We start from the raw sequence: 18,472 nt of genomic DNA, 5'->3' as shown, positions 1-18,472 counted from the left end.
CTGTACCCCAAGACGTGCAATGTGCTGCGATCGCCTCCGGGCACGGCGGAAGATGGAAATACGACGGGACGTCGGGCCGTCGTGAGGAAGTACGCGCCGCCGGTGAGGGGGTAGTCACGTGAACAGATCAGGCATCCCCGATACCGACAACCGTGGCCGGCGCTGGTGGGCGCGTGTGGCGTTCGTGTTCGCCGTCGGTGCGGCCGCGGTGCCCGTGCTGTTCGCCGGGGTGCTGGGCACCGTGGCGCTGCTCATCGTGGGGACCGGTGGCGTCGTGGTCACGGTGGCGGCGTTGTATTGGTTCCTCACCCGGCGCGGAGTGCTCAGGTGGATCTCCCTGGGCGTGGCGATCGTCGCGCCGATCGTCGTGCTGACGCTGTTCATCCGCGCGCACCTGCTGTGGGTGGTGCTGCTCTCGTACGCGCTCGCGCTGCTGGCCGTCGTCTGTGCGCGCGCTGCTTTGCGTCGCAGACGTGCGGAGACGACCATGCCCGAATATCCTGCCCCGCCACCGCAGCACCCGTTCCTGATCATGAATCCTCATTCCGGTGGCGGGAAGGTCGCAAAGTTCGACCTGAAGCGCAGGGCCGAAGAGCTGGGCGCCGAGGTCGTGCTGCTCGAAGGGCCGTCCACCATCGACGTCACCGCACTGTCCCAGCGGGCGGTCGCGCAGGGGGCCGATCTGCTGGGGGTGGCGGGCGGAGACGGGACCCAGGCGCTCGTCGCGGCGGTCGCGGCCGAACACCACCTGCCGTTCCTCGTGATCAGTGCCGGAACCCGCAACCACTTCGCGATGGATCTCGGACTCGACCGCACCGATCCGTCCCGATCGCTGGACGCGCTCAACGACGGTGTCGAGTTGCGCGTCGACCTCGGCACCATTAACGGTCGCCCCTTCGTCAACAATGCGTCGTTCGGGGTCTACGCCGAAATCGTGCGCAGTCCCGCATACCGTGACGACAAGGCGGCAACTGTGCTGACGCTGCTCCCCGATCTGCTCACCGGGGACGCCGGGCCTCGATTGGTCGCGCGAATCGGTGAGACGGCCGTGGAGGGACCACAGGCGGTCCTGGTGAGCAACAATCCCTACGGCAACAGCGATCTGGCGGGACTGAGCCGCCGGGACCGTCTCGATCGCGGCGTCCTCGGCGCGGTCACCCTGTCGGTGGCGAACACCCGGCAAGCTGTCGGTCTGCTGCGTCGCACCAACGTTCACGGATTGACGCAGGAAACGGCGATCGAGGTGGTCGTGGACGCCGACACCCCGGAGATCCCGGTGGGAGTCGACGGCGAATCACTCCTGCTCCGTACTCCGGTGCGGTGCACCATCGAACCGGACGCCTTGCGGGTGCGGGTGCCCAGGACGAGGCCCGGGGTGCGTCCCGCAGCGCCCGCGTTCGACTGGGTTCGACTGTGGCGGGCGGCGTACGGCCCTCACCCTGCGTCCGGGTCGGCGTCCCGAGGCTGAACGTGTCGGTTCAGTCGTCGGTCGGATCGCCGGTGTGGTCGGCCCGACCGTGGAATGCGCTGACGGCGGACTCGACGGTGGGATAGAAGTGTGTCGCGTCGAACCTGTCGCCGACCCCGAACCGGATGAGCCGGTCCTTGATCGGACCTTTCATCTCCGCGAATGCCAACCGGATCCCGTTGCCCTCCAGGTACCTGTCGAGGTCGACGAGTTCGTCGACGGCGGTGGTGTCGAGACCGGTGATCGGTTCGGCCGCGACGATCACCCACTCGACAGGGCTCGGCGCGGTCGCCACCACCGAGCGCACGTATTCGTCGAAGATCTCGCCGTTCGCGAAGAAGAGGGGAGCGTCGAACCGCACGAGCACCAGTCCGGGGATGCGCTGCCCGCTGGGGTGGCGTTCGACGTCGTGGAAGCCGGGGCGATCGGTCGTCCGGACGAGTTCGGTGCGGTACGGCTGCCAGGCCTGCGCGACCACTGCGACGAAGGACAGCCCGATCGCGACGAGGATTCCCTGCAGCACGCCCACCAGGGCAACCCCGAGAAACGCCGCGATGGCGAGACCGAATTCCACGGTGCTCATGCGCCACATCCGCACCATTCCACCCACGTCGACGAGCGCCGTGGCGGCGACGATCACCACGGCCCCGAGCGTCGCGTCGGGGAGATAGGTGGTGACGCCGGGAGCGACGAGAACGAAGACCAGGACGGCGAGCGCGCCGACGACACACGCCAATTGGGTGCGGGCGCCGCTTTGTTCGGCAACCGGGGTTCGTGACCCGCTGGCGGAGATGGGGAACCCGCCGAACAGTCCGCCGGCGATGTTGGCGACGCCGACCGCCTTCATCTCCGTGCTGCCGTTCACGTCTTCGCCGTGCCGGGCGGCGAACGTGCGGGACAGTACACCCGTGTCGGCGAACGCGATCAGCGCGATACCGGCGGCGGGGCCGACGAGCTGCCCCACGTCGCCCCAGTCGACACCGCCGAACGACGGCAGCGGCAGGCCGGCGGGCAGGGCGCCGACCATCCCGATGTCGTCGGTGAGTCCGAGTGCGGCGGACAGGACGATCGCTGCGACCACGGCCACCAGAACACCGGGGATGCGGGGAATCCAGATGCGGAACGCCACGATGACCGCGAGGGAGCCGATGCCCACCGCGGCGGCGACGGGGTCGATGTCACCCTCGACGACCGCCTGTCCGATCCCGCCGATCTCGCCCAGAAGGCCGGAGGCGTCGACGGAGAACCCGAGCAGCTTGGGTAGTTGGCCGACCACGACGATGAGCGCGATCGCGTTCAGGTACCCGAGGCGGATGGGTTTCGACAGCAGTTCGGTCACGAAGCCGAGGTGCAGGAATCCGCCGACGAGGAGGATGACGCCCATGAGGACGCCCAGGATGCCGGCGAGGGCGAGGGCGCTCTCCGGGTCATCGGCCACGGCGAGGGGCAGCACCGCGGCGGCGATGAGCGGCGCCAGCGACGAATCCGGGCCGAGCACGAGGATTTTCGACGGTCCCACCACCGCATACGCGAGGAGCGGGATGATCGTGGCGTAGAGGCCGGCGTAGGCGGGCAACCCGGCGGCCTCCGCATACCCCATCCCGGCGGGAATGAGCAGGGCGGTGAGGACGAGTCCGGCGGTGATGTCCGAACGCAGCCACTCCCGGCGGTAGGCCCGGGCCGTGACGATCCCCGGTAACCGGCCGAGGCTTCCTGTCCAGGACATGGTCCGGGCCTCAGCGTGCGCGCTGGGGGTCGACGGCGGCGGGGGTGGTCATCGGTGTGGGCGGCACCGAGTGGAGGCGGCGCCGGATCGCCTTCTCCACTTCGACGACGATCGGGATGATCAGCGACCAGCCGAGGCAGGCGAGCCACTGGGCGCCGGTCAGCGACGTGGTCATGAGGAGGTCCTGGAGGAATCCGATCTCGACCGCGAACACGGTGACCACGACCGGGACGGACAGGATTTTCAGTGCGCCGAGGATCGGTGCGGTGAGCCCGGACTCGGGGTCGCGACGCATGACGAGTCCGGCGAGGATGGAACCGAACGACAACACCACGAACGCCGTCGTCATGGGGACGCTCGCCTCGGTGGTACTCATGTCGCCCGGCGCGAGGAGCATCGCGGCGAGCGTGACGGCGAACTGCAGGACGCCGTACGCCAGCCACTGCACGAACGCCCTCCGGTTGGCGATCGGCATCTGCGGGTCGCGGGGCGGCTTGTTCATCAGATCCGGCGCAGGTGGGTCGAGCATGATGACGGCGACCGGGAACAGTGTGATGAAAAAGTGCTGGAACAGCACCATCAGCGGGGTGAGCGCGACCCCGTCGTTGATGTCGAAGATGCTCGCGACGAGAAACAGCAGAACCAGCGAGAAGAGTTTCGACATCTGGTACCGGATGTACGACACGATCTTCTCGTAGATGTTGCGGCCCAAGCGGATCGCGGTGATCAGGGTTCCGAAGTTGTCGTCGGTGAGGATCATCTTCCCGGCCTGCTTGGTGACCTCGCTGCCAGATCCCATGGCGACGCCGATGTCGGCCTTCTTCAGTGCGGCGGCGTCGTTGACGGCGTCCCCGGTCATCGCGACGACCGCGCCGCCCTTCTGCATGATGTCGGCCAGGCGGAGCTTGTCCTGGGGGGTGACGCGGCCGAACACGTGCAGGTTCGGAAGTGCGGCCGCGAGGTCCTCGTCCGTCATCGCCTGGAGTTCGGGACCGCCGATCGCGCCCGGTCCGAGGCCCAGTTCGGCGCCGATCGCGGATGCGGTGATCGCGTGGTCGCCCGTGATCATGCGGACGTCGATGCCTGCTGTGTGGGCGGTGCGCACGGCGTCGATCGCTTCCGGCCGCAGCGGATCGATGATGCCGACCATGCCGACGAATGTGAGGTCCTCCACGAACGACATGGGGTCGGCCGCCGCCTCCACCTCCTGCCCGTCGAGTCGGCGGGCGGCGAATGCCAGTACGCGCAGACCCTTCTCGGACATGGTCCGGTTCGCTGCGGTCAGCTCCTCCCGGACCTCGTCGAGTGCTGCCACCTGCCGGCCCGGCCGGTAGGTGGTGGCGCATCGGGCGAGGACCACGTCGGGTCCGCCCTTGACCAGTTCCACGAACCGGGTGCTCCCGTCCACCTGGAGATGGTGGAACGTGGCCATGAACTTGTATGCGGAGTCGAACGGCACCTCGGCGACGCGGGGATACGTTTGCCGGGTGAGTGGGGCGTCGACGCCGACCTTGGCCGCGAGCACGACCAATGCGGCCTCCGTCGGATCGCCGACGACCTCCCCGGTGTCGGAGACGGTGGCGTCACTGTCGAGGCACAGTCCGTACGCGAGCAGGGTGAAGTCGGGGACGGCCTCACCCGCGACGTGGGTGATCCTCCCGGTCTTGCTGTATCCCTCGCCGTCGACGGTGTACCACCGGCAATGGAAATACAGCGACCGCGCTGTCATCTGGTTCATCGTCAGCGTGCCGGTCTTGTCCGAGTTGATCGCGCTGGTGGCGCCGAGGGTCTCGACGTCGGTGAGGTTCTTCACGACGGCCTTCGCCTCGGCCAGCTGCCGGGCGCCGAAGGCGAGCATCGCCTGCACGAACGTCGGCAGACCGGTCGGGATAGCGGACACACCCATGGAGATGCCCAGCAGCAGAACCGTCGTCAGGCTCTGTCCGCGAATCACCCCGAGGACGACGATGAGCGCGACCGCCGTCCACGCGATGATTCCGAGCACCTTGGTGAGCGAATTCAGTTCGCGCTGGAGCGGAGACTTGCTCGGTGCGACGGCCGACAGCATCGACGCGATCTGACCCATCTGGGTGTGCATGCCGGTCTCGGTGACCACCATGGTGGCGGTGCCCCGGGTGACCGAAGTGTTCTGGAAGACCATGTTGCTGCGGTCACCGAGGGGGACTTCGGCGGTGTCGAGGGTCTGAGGGTCCTTCGGGACGGGCGCGCTTTCTCCCGTCAACGCGGCCTCCTGTGCCTCGAGGGTCGCCGACGTGAGCAGTCGGCCGTCGGCGGGGACGACGTCGCCGGCCTCGAGGTGCACGATGTCGCCCGGTACGAGTTCGGTGGCGGCGAACTGTTCCAGCGCCCCGTCCCGGGTGACCCGAACCTGCGGTGTCTGCATCTTCGCGAGCGCGTCGACGCTGGCGCGTGCCTTCAGTTCCTGTTGCGTGCCCAGCACGACGTTGAGCACGACGAGTGCCGCGACGATGATCGCCGTCGGCACCTCGCCGATGACGACGCTGACGACCGCGACGGCGACCAGCATCAGGTTCATCAGATCCCTCAGCTGTTGCAGCGCGATCGCCCACGTCGACGGCGCCGGCTCGGAGGCGATCTCGTTGGGACCGTGCCGTCGGCGACGTTCGTCCGCTTCGCCGACCGTCAGACCCGCCAGCCGATCGGAGGCCAGTGCGGACACCACGGCGTCGGTGTCCTGGGCATGCCAGGCTGTCTGCGCCTGCGTGGGTTCCGTGGTGGCCATGACCGCTCGTCCTTCTCCTGCGTTCGGTCCTCAGTAGGGTGTGGGGATCCAGTGCAGGGGTTGCCTCGGCGGTGTGTAGCCGTGCGGGCCCCGCCGATCCGGCAAGGTGATGTCGGGGCGTTCCAGGGGTTCGTAGGGGATCTGGCTCAGAAGGTGGCTGATGACGTTGAGCCGTCCGCGTTTCTTGTCGTCGTTGACCGCGACGTACCACGGCGCCCAGCCGGTGTCGGTGAAGTGGAACATCTCGTCCCGGGCCCGCGAGTAGTCGTACCAATGGGTGTACGACTTCAGGTCCAGGTCCGACAGCTTCCAGACCTTCCGCGGGTCGTCGATCCTGCTCTGCAGGCGCAGCGTCTGCTGGTCCTCACTCACCTCCAGCCAGTACTTCAGCAGGATGACGCCGGAGTCGACGATCGCGCGTTCGACCGTCGGGACGAGTTGGAGGAACTGCTGCGCTTGCTCCTCGGTGCAGAAGCCCATCACCCGTTCGACGCCCGCGCGGTTGTACCAACTACGGTCGAAGATGACGACCTCCCCGCCGGACGGGAGGTGCGGTAGGTACCGCTGCACATACATCTGCGACTTCTCGCGATCCGTCGGGGCGGGTAGGGCGACGACACGGAACACGCGCGGACTGACCCGCTCGGTGATCGCCTTGATGACGCCGCCTTTCCCGGCGGTGTCGCGACCCTCGAAGACGATGCAGATCCGCGCATCCGATGCTTTCACCCACTCTTGCAATGCGACGAGTTCGCAGTGGAGCGGACGGAGCAGGCGGCGGTACTCCTTGTTCTTCATCGGTGCGCCGGGCTCGGCACCGTCCGGTCGGGGCAGATCGATCCCGGATTTCTCGTGCTTCGATTTCTTACCCACGGCTTCGACCCCGGCTGCCTGCGGCTCAGTACCGATCCGGCTGCCAGGTCGACAGGGCCCAGATCACCACGACGTCGAGCGCGATGATGAGTACCGACCACCACGGGTAGTACGGAAGCCACAGAAAGTTGGCGAGTATGGAAACGGCCGCGATCACGATCGCGGACACCCGCGCCCATCCCGCTCCGGTGAACAGTGCGAGGCCGACCGCTGCGACGAGCACACCCAGCACGATGTGGATCCAGCCCCAGGTGGTCAGGTCGAACTTGTACACGTAGTTCAGCCCCGTCACGAATACTTCGTTCTCGGCGACCGCGGCGATTCCTTGGAAGAACTGGATGATCCCGACGGTCACCATGATGATGGCCGCCCCGATCGAAGTGCCTGCCGCGACGCCCTGCTTGACTGACCTTGTCTCGGACATGACCGTCCCTTTCCCTACCGCGAGCCCGGCGGCCCAGTACCTCACATTGTCCGTCATTTCCACCTGGTGATAGTCGGGAAACTGTATTTCCGGACGGTGCCCCGGATACTGGATTCATTCCAGACGCAGGGACATTCACGGTCCTGGCGCCGAACTGAGTTGTTCGAGAGGCCGTTTCGTGTCTTGACGCTGGTTACGCAGCGGGAAGACGATGGTGTGATGATCGGTGACGACGAGTTGCTTCAGATCGAACAGGTCATCGAGCGCCTGACCACTCGTTATCCCACAGTGTCACCCGTGGACATCGAGCACATCGTTCGCACCGTTCACAAGCGGCTCGCGAAAGGCAGAATCCGTGATTTCGTCCCCCTCCTCGTGGAGAAGGCGGCACGACGCGAACTGTCGGACCGCGCAGCGACCGAAGCGGTCAGTTGACCTTGTGCTCTAGTCGCCGTGGCCCGTCGGGTGGATACTGACCAAGAGCCGTGTGGCTGTCGCTGCTGTCTTCAGAAGAGAGGTTCTGCAGTGAACGACACCGATTTCGACGAACTCGGGCCCATCGACTATCTCGTCGTGGAGTTTCCCGCCGACCGCAGACCCGACGGATCGGCGTTGCCCCTTCTGGTCGATCTGGTCGAACGACGCATCATCCGTGTGCTCGATCTGATCTTCGTTCGCAAGGAAGCCGACGGATCGCTGGTGGGGATGGCCATCGAGGACCTCGGGCTCGAGGGTGGTGTGGACGTGACGCTGTTCGCCGAGGCGGCGACGGGTCTGATCGACCGAACAGACCTCGAGGATGCGGCTGCCGTACTCGCCCCCGGGTGTTCCGGAGCCATTCTCGTCTACGAGAACTGCTGGGCCGCACCGTTCGCCTCCGCACTGCGCCGCGAGGGCGCGCAGCTGGTGGCCTCGGGGCGGATCCCCGTTCAGGGGATCCTGGCGGCGCTCGACGCGCTCGACGCCACCAATTGAGGTTCGAGGAGGCCGGAATCCTGGCCTTCTGATCGGAAACACCGAGTGGACGGAGCGTCGAAAATGGAAGGTTTCTGGGAGTTCTTCTGGTTCATCTTCGTCTGTTTCGCCTTCGCGGCCTATTTGTCCGTGTTGTTCTCGATCATCACCGACCTGTTTCGGGACCGCGAGACTTCGGGGTGGGTCAAGGCGATCTGGATCTTCTTGCTGTTCGTCATTCCCTTCCTGTCGGCATTGGTGTACGTGATCGCCCGCGGCGACGGCATGGCGAAGCGGTCGATGGCCGCCGCTCATCAGGTGAAGCAGGCACAGGACTCCTACATCCGGGACGTCGCCGGGAAGTCTCCGGCGCAGCAGATCGGGGACGCCAAGGCGCTGCTCGATTCCGGGGCGATCACCGACGCCGAATTCCAGGCGATCAAGACGAAGACACTGACGTAGCGTCGGTCGGCGGACGGCCGAGCGGAGGAGCGGTTACAGCGCTGCGCGCGAGTAGGCCGCACCGATGATTGTGCAGCGTAGAGGAACTCGCAGCTCGCGGTGGCACTCGCTGTTCGCCGGGGGGGTTCGAGTTCACCAACCCGCCGCCACTGAACTGGACGGCTCGACCGGCGACCCGGCGAAATCGAACTTGCACCCTGACCCCTCGTAACCGGATACATTCTCTGTCCCGCAACAGGTTTGCTCTGCTATCGGATTCCGACGTGGGCTCGGCCTCAGCCGTCCGGGGGCCGGGCGGTCAGCTTTCTTCGCGGCGACGGTGGTTCGTCTGGTGATGGCGCGTCTGACGGTGCCATGCCAGATCGCCGAGCCGACGGCAGGACAAATACGGTGCGAGGTCGGGCAGTCTCACCTGTGGTCTGGTTTCAGTCTTCGCGGCCCGGTCGCCGGTCGCATCCACCGAATTGGTGACGACCTGGGAAGCATCGGAGTTCAATGGAGGGGTCGAGCGATCACCCAGAATCGCCTCGGACGGACGCCGGTGCCCCATGCAGAACCCTGCAGTGCCTGATCCCGCGGTTCCCGATCGCAGGGGTCCCGGGTCCCTCGACCCGCAGCACCCGCGCCGCCCTGCATGTTCGGGTGACCCGCTGCTCACGGCCCGGTTCGCGGTCCCGGCGGCCCCGAAGATCCTCGTCCGCCGGCAGGGGCTGCTCGACCGGCTGACCGCCGGAACGGGCGGGCCGGTGACGCTCGTCGCCGGACCGGCCGGCGCCGGCAAGACGGTGCTCGCCGCCCAGTGGGCCCGCGAGCACACGGCGCTCCCACGCCCGGTATGGCTGACCGTGGAACCCGGCGACGCCCCGGGACTGTTCTGGGCCTATGTGCTCGAGGCGCTGCACCGGGGCGGGGTACTGCCGGTCGAGGTCGGGCGGCCGGCGCGGGCCGAGCAGGTCGACCACTCACTGCTGGTGCGCCTCGCCGACGCGTTGGCCGCCTCCCGGCAGCCGGCGATTCTGGTACTCGACCAGTTCGATGCGGTGTCCGCACCCGAGATCGCCGCCGGCCTGCACTTCGTCGTCACGCACGCAGCCGGCGTGCTGCGGCTCGTGCTCACCACCCGGACCGAGCCTCTGCTGCCGTTGCACCGCTACCGGGCGCACGGCGATATCACCGAGATCCGCAACGCCGACCTGATGTTCACCCCCGCGGAGGTCGAACTGCTGCTGCGCTCGCACGGGCTGGAGATCTCGCGGGCGGATGTTGCACTGCTGGCCGAACGCACCGCCGGCTGGGCCGCCGGGCTGCGCCTGTCCGCGTTGGCGATGCAGCGCAGCGCCGACCCGGAGGCGTTCATCGGCGCATTTGCCGCGGACCGCACCACGATCGCCGACTACCTCCTCTCGGAGGTGCTCGCCGCACAGCCGCCCGCGGCGCAGGAGCTGCTGCTGTGTGCCTGCATCACCGACCGGATCCACCCCGAACTGGTGGACCTGCTCACTGGCCGTGGCGACGGCGACTGGACCCTGGCACGCCTCGCCCGCAACCACGTCTTCCTCGATCGCGTCGACGGATCGGCCTGGTACCGGCTGCATCCGCTGTTCGCCGAGGTGCTCCGCGCGCACCTCTCCCAGCGGTACCCCGGCCTCGAACCCCGTCTGCGCGCCCAGGCGGCGCGCTGGTTCGCCGATACCGGGCGCGTCGCCGATGCCGTCACACAGGCCGCCGCCGCCGGTGACTGGCAGTTCGCCGCCGGTCAGCTGGTCGACAACCTTGCGGTCGGCCGGCTCCTCACCGGACTCGACACCGCACGACTCGCTCACGCGTTCGCCGCGATGCCGGCGGACCTGCCCGGCGCGGCTCCGGCGCTGGTGGACGCCGCCCTCCGACTCGCCGATGAAGACCTGACCGGTTGCACGGCCGCGCTGACCCGGGCCGATGAGTTCCTGCGCGCCGGGCCCGCGGCCCCGGCACCCCAGCTGGTCCGTTCGATGGTCGGGGTGCTCGCGGGACGGGCCGCCGGCGATCTGGCGGCCACCCGGCAGGCGGCAACCACCGCCGACCGGCTGCTCCACACGGTGCCGCAGCCCCTGCGCGGGCAACACCCCGAGATCCCCGCGATGGTGCTGGGCGGGCTCGGCTCGGCCGAACTCGGCGCCGGCCATCTCGACCGCGCCGAACAGATACTCACCGACGCGGTCACCGCGAGCGAGCAAACCGGAACCGAACAGCCGCTGCGGGATTCGCTGGGCTCCCTCGCCCTGGTCGAGCTGCTGCGGGGACGTCTGAGACAAGCCCTGGCACACTCGCGCCGAGCGCTCGCCGTCGCCGAGCGCTCGGCGGTGCCGCCGGACGACCTGGTCCGGCTCAGTCACCTCGTCCTGGCCGGAGTCGCGGCCGAACACGACGACCGCGTGGCCGCCCACACCCATCTCGACCTGGCAATCGAGCCCGGATCCCGGCCCGACCCCATGACGACGGCCACGGCCGCCGTCATCTGCTCCCGGCTTGCCACCGCCGACGGTGATTGGCGCGGCGCCCTCGAGATCCTGCGCACCGCGGAAACAGCTCTGGTCCACCCCCCGCCGCAGTGGGCGGCGGATGAATTGGTCATCGCCGCATCCTGCGCCCACCTCGCGCACGCCGACACCCGGGCGGCCCTCGATGTCCTCGACGCCGCACCCTCCGGCCGTCCGGAGCACGCCGTGGCACGGGCCCGGGTACAGCTCGCCACCGGTCACGACACCGCCCGCGCGCTGGAAGTCCTCGCGGACGTGCCGGCGGGCACATCGGTCCCGACCCGGGTGCAGGCGTGCCTGCTGCGGTCCCAGGCCGCTGCCGACGACGGGCACACAGACCAGGCCCGCCGACTGCTCCAGCAGGCGCTCGGCCTCGCCCGCCCGCAAAAGTTGCGGCGGGTCTTTGTCGAGAGCGGACCCTGGGTGCACCACTGGCTCCGGCAGAACCCGCAACGCGCGAACGGACACGACTGGCTGCCCACCCCCCTCGACCCTGGTCCGCTCCCGGCCGACGATCTGGCACTGCCCGCCGTGATCGAGTCCCCGACCCCACGAGAACTCGACGTGCTGCGCCAGGTCGCGGCGATGCTGACCACCGAAGAAATCGCGACAGAACTGTCGATCTCGACCAACACCGTCAAGACGCACCTGCTGCGCATCTACCGCAAGCTCGGCGTCACGCGCCGCCGCGAGGCCGTCCATCGCGCCCGCGACCTCGGGATTCTGTAGCGGCGGGTCGCCCATACCGGGTGATCCCAACAGGTCCGGGCGGGGCAGATGATGAAGACAACTCGCCTTCGGCTCCGAGAAACGAGCTCACATGCGTTACGAATTCCGTGTCGCTGGCGTCGTGTCGCAGGCACTGACCGACGCCTTCCCCGAACTCGACCACGTCCGCATGCCCGATCAAACCCTGTTCTTCGGTGCCGTGACCGACGAAGCCCACCTGTACGGGCTGCTCAACCGGTTCCAAAACCTCGGACTGCAGGTCCTCGAGATGCGGCAGGTCCCCGCCTCACGTGCCGGCCCACCCTCGAACGAATGAGCGTCTTTCGACACCGAACCTGCTCGCGCCCCGCCCGCCACAACGCATTCACCGCCTGACCATCCGAATCGGAGAAACCCAGATGAGCATCGACAGAAAAGTCTTGGAATCGCTCTCCGCCCCCGATCACCTCGAGACCCCATTAGGGGCACTCGAATTCACCGACGGCGCCCCGTCCAAAGAAACCGTGGAGAAGGCGTATGACCACCTCGATCTGATGCACGGAGTGAACGTTTTCCTCAACGCCTTTCCAGGAGCATCCACCTGGGCGATGCGCCAAGGTTTCCTTGGTATCGGCGCCGAAGACAACACGGTCGTGATGTTCTCCGAACTGATGGATTCCCAGTCCCTGTTCCTGACCGCCAACGCCGACACCGTCTATTACCTCTCGTTCGTGGATCTCACTAGCGGGCCGATGGTGGTCGAGACGCCGCCGATGGCGTTGGGCGTCTTCGACGACATGTGGTTCCACTGGATCATCGACTTCGGCCTCCCCGGCCCCGATCGGGGCGAGGGCGGCCGGTTCCTACTCCTTCCCCCGGGTTACGACGGGCCCCTGCCCGACAGCGGATTCCATGTGGGCCAGTCGCAGACCAACCGCGCCCTGCTGCTCGGCCGGTCGTTCATGCAGGACAGCGACCCGAAGCCGACGGTCGAGGAGATCAAGGACCGGCTGAAGATCTACCCCTACGTGCCGGGTACATACGGGACCAGTGTCGCGACATTGCTGGAAGGAAAGGTCCCCCCGGGAAAGTCGGCGACGCCGCCGAAAACCAACTTCGTCGAGGCCAGCGGGAAGGCGTTCAACACCATCCCGCCGTCCGACTTCGGTTTCTACGAGACGCTCAACGCGATGGTCCAGGAAGAGCCCGCCACCGCCACCGACCCAGAGACGATGGGACAGCTGGCCGCGATCGGGATCGTCAAGGGTGAAAAGTTCGACCCGGACGAGCGGATGCGCAAGATTCTGGAGGAGGCGGCCGCGGTGGGCCATGCGACCTCGCGGTCGTTGATGTTCGACGCCCGCGAGTCGGAGGGACATATCTACTACCCGGGATCGGCGTGGACCGCCATGCTCTTCCCCGGGGGCTACACCTTCGAAACGCCGCCGCCGCTCGTCACCGAGGAGGGCATCAAACCGTTCCCGCCAGGCGGCGCGAAGAAGCTGCACCTGCGGACGTTGTTCTTCTACGGCTACACCGGCATCACCCCGGCGATGTGCATGCGCCTGACCGGTATCGGATCGCAATACCTGGTGGCGTTCAAGGATTCCGAGAACAACTACTTCGACGGCGCCAAGCACTACACGGTGACGCTGCCGCCCGACATCCCTGCCGCCCGGTTCTGGTCGGTGACCTTGTACGACAACCAGACCCGGTCGATGCTGCAAACACCGCAACGCTTCCCGAGGTCCGGCAGTCAGAGCTACCCCACCCCGTCCGCCAAGGCCGATGCCGACGGGTCGACCACCGTACACATCGGCCCCGAGCAACCAGACGGCGTGGGCGGGGGCAACTGGGTCCAAAGTGATCCGGGCAAGGGATATTTTGTCATCCTGCGCCTCTACAGTCCGCTGGCGTCCTTCTTCGACAAGACCTGGCGACCCAGCGAGGTTGACCAGGTGCGTTGAGGCGGTGGCACCGTGACATGGGCATTGCTCGCAATCGCGGGTGTGCTGCTACCTGGAGACCCGGCGAGGTTGACCGGGTGCGTTGAGGCGGTGGCACCGTGACGTGGGCATTTCCTGAAATCGCCGGCGTACTGCTCGTCTTCGCCGCCATCTCCGGCCGCATCGAGGGCACACCGATTACGGCCCCGATCGTCTTCACCGGCAGTGGCCTCCTACTCGGGGGCATATCGGTGGGGCTGATCGACGTCGAGTCCACCGGCGAGATCATCAAACTCCTCGCCGAGGTGACGCTGGCACTGGTGCTGTTCTCCGATGCCTCCCACGTGGACCTGCCCGCACTTCGCGCCGAAATCTCTTTGCCCGCACGACTGCTCGGCATCGGGCTACTGTTGACCATCGCGGCAGGTTTCGGCGCCGCGGTGGTGATGCTCGGCGACCTCGCCTGGCCCGAGGCGCTGCTCCTCGCGGTGATCCTCGCCCCCACCGACGCCGCGCTCGGGCAGGCCGTGGTCACGCTCCCGCTTCTCCCGTCCCGGGTACGCCAGGGCTTGAACGTCGAGAGCGGTCTCAACGACGGGATCTGCGTGCCGCTCTTTCTGATCGTGCTGGCGATCGCTCAGGCCGAGTCGGGGGCGATCGGGGGCGGCGCGGCCGTCCGGTTGGTCGCCGAACAGATCGGGTACGGCATCGTGGCCGGCCTCGGCGCCGGGGCGGTCGCCGCCACGATCCTGATCACCGCCCAACGGCGCGGAACGATCGACCCGTTGTGGGCGCAGATCGTTCCCGTCGCCGCCGCCGTGCTCGCCTACACCGTCGCCGTGCCGCTGGGCGGGTCGGGCTTCATTGCCGCGTTCGTCGGCGGACTGACCTTCGGGACCATCCGCCGCCGCAAGGCGGCCGGCAGTGACGGTGCGGGTCTCCTCGACGAGTCCGGGGACCTGTTCAACGCCGTGACCTTCATCGTCTTCGGCGCCATCCTGCTAGGCCCCGCCCTCGGTCACCTGTCCTGGGCGGTGCTCGGTTACGCGGTGGTGAGCCTGACCGTCGTCCGCATGATCCCGGTGGCGTTGTCGATGATCGGGATGCACGCCCGCGCAACGACCGTCGGCTTCATCGGCTGGTTCGGCCCACGCGGGCTCGCCACCATCGTCTGCGCCATTCTCATCCTCGAAGAACCGGGCGAACTACCCCACGAGGAACTGCTCCTGACCACCGCGATCGTCACGATCGGCCTCTCGGTCCTGGCCCACGGACTCAGCGCCTCGCCGCTGGCCAACCGCTACGCCACCTGGTTCCGCAACAACCCCCGCGGTGAGACACAACCAGCCCAGCAAACGACACCCTCGACATGACACATGACACATGACACATGACAACCGGGCACCGAACACACAAGGGAGAAGATCCGATGGCCACAGAATTCCGGGAGAGGGCCCGCCGGCTGCGCAACGCACTCGAACCCGTGGCGGCCGGGGTGTACTTCGCCCCCGAGGCGCACGCGGCGTACGAGAAACTCGGTTTCGCGGGCAGTCCCGTCACCCACGAAGGCGCCGCCCGCCCGGAAATGACGGCGTACTTCACCAGCCGCAGCGCCTGCATGGGCGACGTACCGGGGGAAGTGGTCGCCGCCGCCTTCGGCTGCTTCAACCCGAAGGCCGTCGTGCCCGCCGTCGAGAAAGGACGGCAGCTCGCCGACCGCGAAACAATCCTCGCAGCCCGGGAAAAGGGGGCGACCGCCATGCTGGCGCGGGTGCTCGGCGATAAGCCCGAGGGGCTCGCTCGGGTGACCGACCTGCTCCGCCGCGGCGCCGACGCGGCCCGGTGGGAAGCGCACCCGATCTACGGGGGCCTGCGCTCGCTCGGCTTCCCCGGCACCCCGATCGGTGACTTGTGGCGGGCGGCGGACCTGCTGAGGGAGCACCGAGGCGACAGCCACGTCATCGCCTGGGCGGTCGGCGGCGTCGACGCGGTCGAGATCCTCCTGCTGACCGAACAGTGGTGGGGACTCCCGGCCCGCGCCTACGCCCCGACCCGCGGCTGGAAAGCGGCCGATATGGACGCCGGCTTCGAGCGACTCGAGAAACGTGGACTTGTGACCGGCGACGAGAAGCTCACCGACGCCGGCCGCGCATTCCGCGAGGAAATCGAGGTCCGCACCGACGAACTCGAACGGTCCGTGCTGGACGCGCTCGGCGACGACCTCGACGAACTGCTCTCACACCTCGACCCCTGGTCCGAGGCCGTCGTCGCCGCCAAGTCCTACCCCAAGCGGATCGCCGGTATCTACAACGTCGGCGGCGGGCCGCATTTCGGCTCCGGATTGACCATCGACACCGCGGCCGAAAAGTATGAGAACAAGGCATGAACCGCCCTGGCCGATAGCCAGCGTTAAGAGTGGAAGGGAACCGTCAGATGAGTGTCGACCGAAAAACCCTGGAATCGATCTCCGCACCGGACCGCATGCACACCCGCCTCAACGCCCTGGAGTTCACCGACGGCGCGCCGGCCAGGGACACAGTGGAGAAGGCGTACGACCACCTCGACTTTCTCCACGGAGTGAACGTCTTCCTCAACGCCTTCCCGGGAGCATCTACCTGGGCGCTGCGCCAAGGCTTCCTCGACGCCGGTGCCGAGGACAACTCAGTACTGCTCTTTTCAGAGCTGTTGGATTCCCAGTCGCTGTTCCTGACCGCCAACGCCGACACGATCTACTTCTGGTCGATCGTGGATCTGAACGGCGGGCCGATGGTGGTCGAGACACCGCCGATGGCGTTGGGCGTCTTCGACGACATGTGGTTTCACTGGATCAGCGACTTCGGACTGCCTGGCCCCGACCGGGGCGAGGGCGGCCGATTCCTGCTCATCCCGCCGGATTACGACGGTCCCCTGCCCGACAGCGGAGTCCATCTGGGCCACTCGCGGACCAACCGCGTCATGATGATCGGCCGTTCGTTCATGCAGGACAGCGACCCGAAACCCACGGTCGTGGTGATCAAGAAAACGCTGAAGCTGTACCCGTACGTGCCCGGTGGGTACGGCACCGCCGTCGCGACCCTCCTGGAAGGGAAAGTCCCGCCAGGGAAGTCGGCGGCGCCGCCGGAGACCCGGTTCGTCGAGGCGAGTGGGAAGGAGTTCAACACGATTCCACCATCGGACTTCGGGTTTTACGAACTGCTCAACGCATTGGTCCAGGACACACCCGCCACCGCCACCGACGCCGAAACCCTGGGACAGCTGGCCGCGATCGGCATCGTGAAGGGTGAAAAGTTCGACCCGGACGAGCGGATGCGCAAGATCCTGGAGGAGGCGGCCGCGGTGGGCCACGCGACCTCGCGGTCGTTGATGTTCGATGCCCGCGAGGCGGAGGGGCACGTGTATTACCCGGGGTCGGCGTGGACCAACATGCTCTTCCCAGGCGGCTACACCTTCGAAACGCCGCCGCCGCTCGTCACCGAGGAAGGCATCAAACCCTTCCCGCCCGGCGGTGCGAAGAAGCTGCACCTGCGGACGATGTTCTTCTACGGCTACACCGCGATCACCCCGGCGATGTGCATGCTGCTGACCGGCATCGGGTCGCAATACCTGGTTGCGTTCAAAGATAGCGAGAACGCCTATTACGACGGTGCGAAGACGTACACGATGTCGTTGCCGCTAGACATTCCAGCGGCCCGATTCTGGTCACTGACCTTGTACGACAACCAGACCCGGTCGATGCTGCAAACACCGCAGCGCTTCCCGAGGGCCGGCAGCCAGAGCTACCCGTCCCCGGCCGCCGACGCCGATGCCGATGGGTCGACCACGATCCACTTCGCCCCCGAGAAACCGGATGGTGTCGGCCAGGGAAACTGGATCCAAACCGACCCGGACAAGGGATTCTTCATCATCCTTCGGCTGTACAGCCCGCTGCAATCCTTCTTCGACAAGACCTGGCGACCGAGCGAAATCGAGCGGGTGCAGTAACGCGGTAGGGAAGTCTTCCGCGAGTGTCCCAGGGAGGCGACCTGATGTTCGACCACTCACCGGCGCCGACACGCGCGAGCCGGCGCGCACAGCTGCGCGGAGCGATTCTGCGTCCGATACTGACAACGGCACTGCTACTTGCGCTGTATTTTACTGTGCCACTGGACAATGTGAACGATCCACGGAGCTGGCTGCTGCTCGTCGGGGCGATTTGCGTGTTCGGTGCGGTGACCACGTGGCAGTTCCGCCGGATCCTGCGATCGCGGTACCCGGTGCCCCAGGCCGTCGAGGCGATCGCCACCGTCCTGCCGCTCTACCTGCTCGGATTCTCGATCATGTACTACCTGATGGCGGCGGTGAACCCGGGCAGCTTCTCGGCCGCGCTGTCCCGGATGGCGTCGCTGTATTTCACCGTCACCGTCTTCTCGACCGTCGGATTCGGGGACATCCTGGCCGTCTCGGACACCGGGCGGGCGGTGGTCACCACCCAGATGGTCACCAACCTGGTGCTCTTGGGGATCGGCGGCAAACTCCTCTACGGCGCCATCGAGCGCTCACGGAAGCGCCGAGAGCCCACGGACCCCGTCTAGAAGAATCGGGCTCGCCCTCGACGTCGTGCGACCGGAGGCGCGAGGCGTCGAACCGTC

15 protein-coding genes are annotated in these 18,472 nt (G+C 67.2%); 11 read left to right on the top strand and 4 right to left on the bottom strand.

Going from position 1 to position 18,472, the window contains the following annotated elements; all coding sequences use genetic code 11:
• Positions 1-118 precede the first annotated feature (118 nt).
• A complete protein-coding gene (locus tag OYT95_RS18625) occupies positions 119-1,468 on the top strand; it encodes a diacylglycerol/lipid kinase family protein (RefSeq protein WP_268792168.1) in 1,350 nt (449 codons plus the stop codon).
• A 10-nt stretch (positions 1,469-1,478) separates the two neighbouring features.
• Here OYT95_RS18625 and OYT95_RS18620 read toward each other — a convergent pair whose 3' ends face one another.
• From OYT95_RS18620 to OYT95_RS18605, 4 genes are read right to left on the bottom strand one after another with little or no spacing between them, the layout of a single operon-like run.
• Positions 1,479-3,194, bottom strand: a complete 1,716-nt coding sequence (locus tag OYT95_RS18620; RefSeq protein ID WP_268792167.1) for a SulP family inorganic anion transporter — start codon at positions 3,192-3,194, stop codon at positions 1,479-1,481.
• A 10-nt stretch (positions 3,195-3,204) separates the two neighbouring features.
• On the bottom strand, positions 3,205-5,958 hold the full coding sequence (locus tag OYT95_RS18615) for a cation-translocating P-type ATPase (RefSeq protein WP_268792166.1): 2,754 nt from the start codon (positions 5,956-5,958) through the stop codon (positions 3,205-3,207).
• Between the two features lie 30 nt (positions 5,959-5,988).
• Positions 5,989-6,831 (bottom strand): polyphosphate kinase 2, encoded by an 843-nt coding sequence (gene ppk2 / locus OYT95_RS18610; protein WP_037238121.1) that lies wholly within the window; start codon positions 6,829-6,831, stop codon positions 5,989-5,991.
• A 25-nt stretch (positions 6,832-6,856) separates the two neighbouring features.
• Entirely contained in the window at positions 6,857-7,255 is a 399-nt protein-coding gene (locus OYT95_RS18605) for a DUF7144 family membrane protein (protein WP_037238123.1), read from the bottom strand.
• Positions 7,256-7,474: 219 nt separating this feature from the next.
• Here OYT95_RS18605 and OYT95_RS18600 point away from each other — a divergent pair, with 219 nt between their 5' ends.
• The 10 genes from OYT95_RS18600 (at position 7,475) to OYT95_RS18555 (ending at position 18,415) form a co-directional block, all read left to right on the top strand.
• Positions 7,475-7,690, top strand: a complete 216-nt coding sequence (locus OYT95_RS18600; protein WP_037238125.1) for a three-helix bundle dimerization domain-containing protein — start codon at positions 7,475-7,477, stop codon at positions 7,688-7,690.
• 90 nt (positions 7,691-7,780) lie between these two features.
• Complete coding sequence (locus OYT95_RS18595) at positions 7,781-8,230, top strand: DUF6325 family protein (protein WP_037238127.1); 450 nt, start codon at positions 7,781-7,783, stop codon at positions 8,228-8,230.
• Positions 8,231-8,293: 63 nt separating this feature from the next.
• Positions 8,294-8,671: an SHOCT domain-containing protein gene (locus tag OYT95_RS18590; protein ID WP_037238129.1), complete on the top strand. Its 378-nt coding sequence runs from the start codon at positions 8,294-8,296 to the stop codon at positions 8,669-8,671.
• A 563-nt stretch (positions 8,672-9,234) separates the two neighbouring features.
• Positions 9,235-11,919, top strand: a complete 2,685-nt coding sequence (locus tag OYT95_RS18585) for a LuxR C-terminal-related transcriptional regulator (protein ID WP_245973402.1) — start codon at positions 9,235-9,237, stop codon at positions 11,917-11,919.
• Between the two features lie 91 nt (positions 11,920-12,010).
• Entirely contained in the window at positions 12,011-12,235 is a 225-nt protein-coding gene (locus OYT95_RS18580) for a hypothetical protein (protein ID WP_112301390.1), read from the top strand.
• Between the two features lie 82 nt (positions 12,236-12,317).
• Positions 12,318-13,865 carry a DUF1254 domain-containing protein gene (locus OYT95_RS18575; RefSeq protein WP_245973401.1) on the top strand — a complete coding sequence of 516 codons (1,548 nt, stop codon included), beginning with the start codon at positions 12,318-12,320 and terminating at the stop codon, positions 13,863-13,865.
• Positions 13,866-13,963: 98 nt separating this feature from the next.
• Entirely contained in the window at positions 13,964-15,217 is a 1,254-nt protein-coding gene (locus OYT95_RS18570) for a cation:proton antiporter (protein WP_112301392.1), read from the top strand.
• 56 nt (positions 15,218-15,273) lie between these two features.
• Positions 15,274-16,230, top strand: a complete 957-nt coding sequence (locus OYT95_RS18565) for an SCO6745 family protein (RefSeq protein ID WP_009476839.1) — start codon at positions 15,274-15,276, stop codon at positions 16,228-16,230.
• Positions 16,231-16,277: 47 nt separating this feature from the next.
• Positions 16,278-17,825 (top strand): DUF1254 domain-containing protein, encoded by a 1,548-nt coding sequence (locus OYT95_RS18560; RefSeq protein ID WP_268792165.1) that lies wholly within the window; start codon positions 16,278-16,280, stop codon positions 17,823-17,825.
• Positions 17,826-17,995: 170 nt separating this feature from the next.
• A complete protein-coding gene (locus OYT95_RS18555; protein WP_157174040.1) occupies positions 17,996-18,415 on the top strand; it encodes a potassium channel family protein in 420 nt (139 codons plus the stop codon).
• The last annotated feature ends 57 nt before the right edge of the window (positions 18,416-18,472 follow it).

This window comes from Rhodococcus sp. JS3073 (assembly GCF_026810085.1).
GTDB classification, from domain to species: domain Bacteria; phylum Actinomycetota; class Actinomycetes; order Mycobacteriales; family Mycobacteriaceae; genus Rhodococcus_F; species Rhodococcus_F wratislaviensis.
The sequence above is the reverse complement of the archived record's forward strand: the minus strand, read 5'-3'. Positions and strand labels throughout refer to the sequence as shown.

Bases quoted from the DNA above. Each gene is read 5' to 3' on its own strand.
- OYT95_RS18620 (WP_268792167.1), bottom strand. From the start codon at position 3,194: ATGTCCTGGACAGGAAGCCTCGGCCGGTTACCGGGGATCGTCACGGCC.
- OYT95_RS18600 (WP_037238125.1), top strand. From the start codon at position 7,475: ATGATCGGTGACGACGAGTTGCTTCAGATCGAACAGGTCATCGAGCGC.
- OYT95_RS18575 (WP_245973401.1), top strand. From the start codon at position 12,318: ATGAGCATCGACAGAAAAGTCTTGGAATCGCTCTCCGCCCCCGATCAC.
- OYT95_RS18605 (WP_037238123.1), bottom strand. From the start codon at position 7,255: ATGTCCGAGACAAGGTCAGTCAAGCAGGGCGTCGCGGCAGGCACTTCG.
- OYT95_RS18615 (WP_268792166.1), bottom strand. From the start codon at position 5,958: ATGGCCACCACGGAACCCACGCAGGCGCAGACAGCCTGGCATGCCCAG.
- OYT95_RS18580 (WP_112301390.1), top strand. From the start codon at position 12,011: ATGCGTTACGAATTCCGTGTCGCTGGCGTCGTGTCGCAGGCACTGACC.
- OYT95_RS18590 (WP_037238129.1), top strand. From the start codon at position 8,294: ATGGAAGGTTTCTGGGAGTTCTTCTGGTTCATCTTCGTCTGTTTCGCC.
- OYT95_RS18560 (WP_268792165.1), top strand. From the start codon at position 16,278: ATGAGTGTCGACCGAAAAACCCTGGAATCGATCTCCGCACCGGACCGC.
- OYT95_RS18565 (WP_009476839.1), top strand. From the start codon at position 15,274: ATGGCCACAGAATTCCGGGAGAGGGCCCGCCGGCTGCGCAACGCACTC.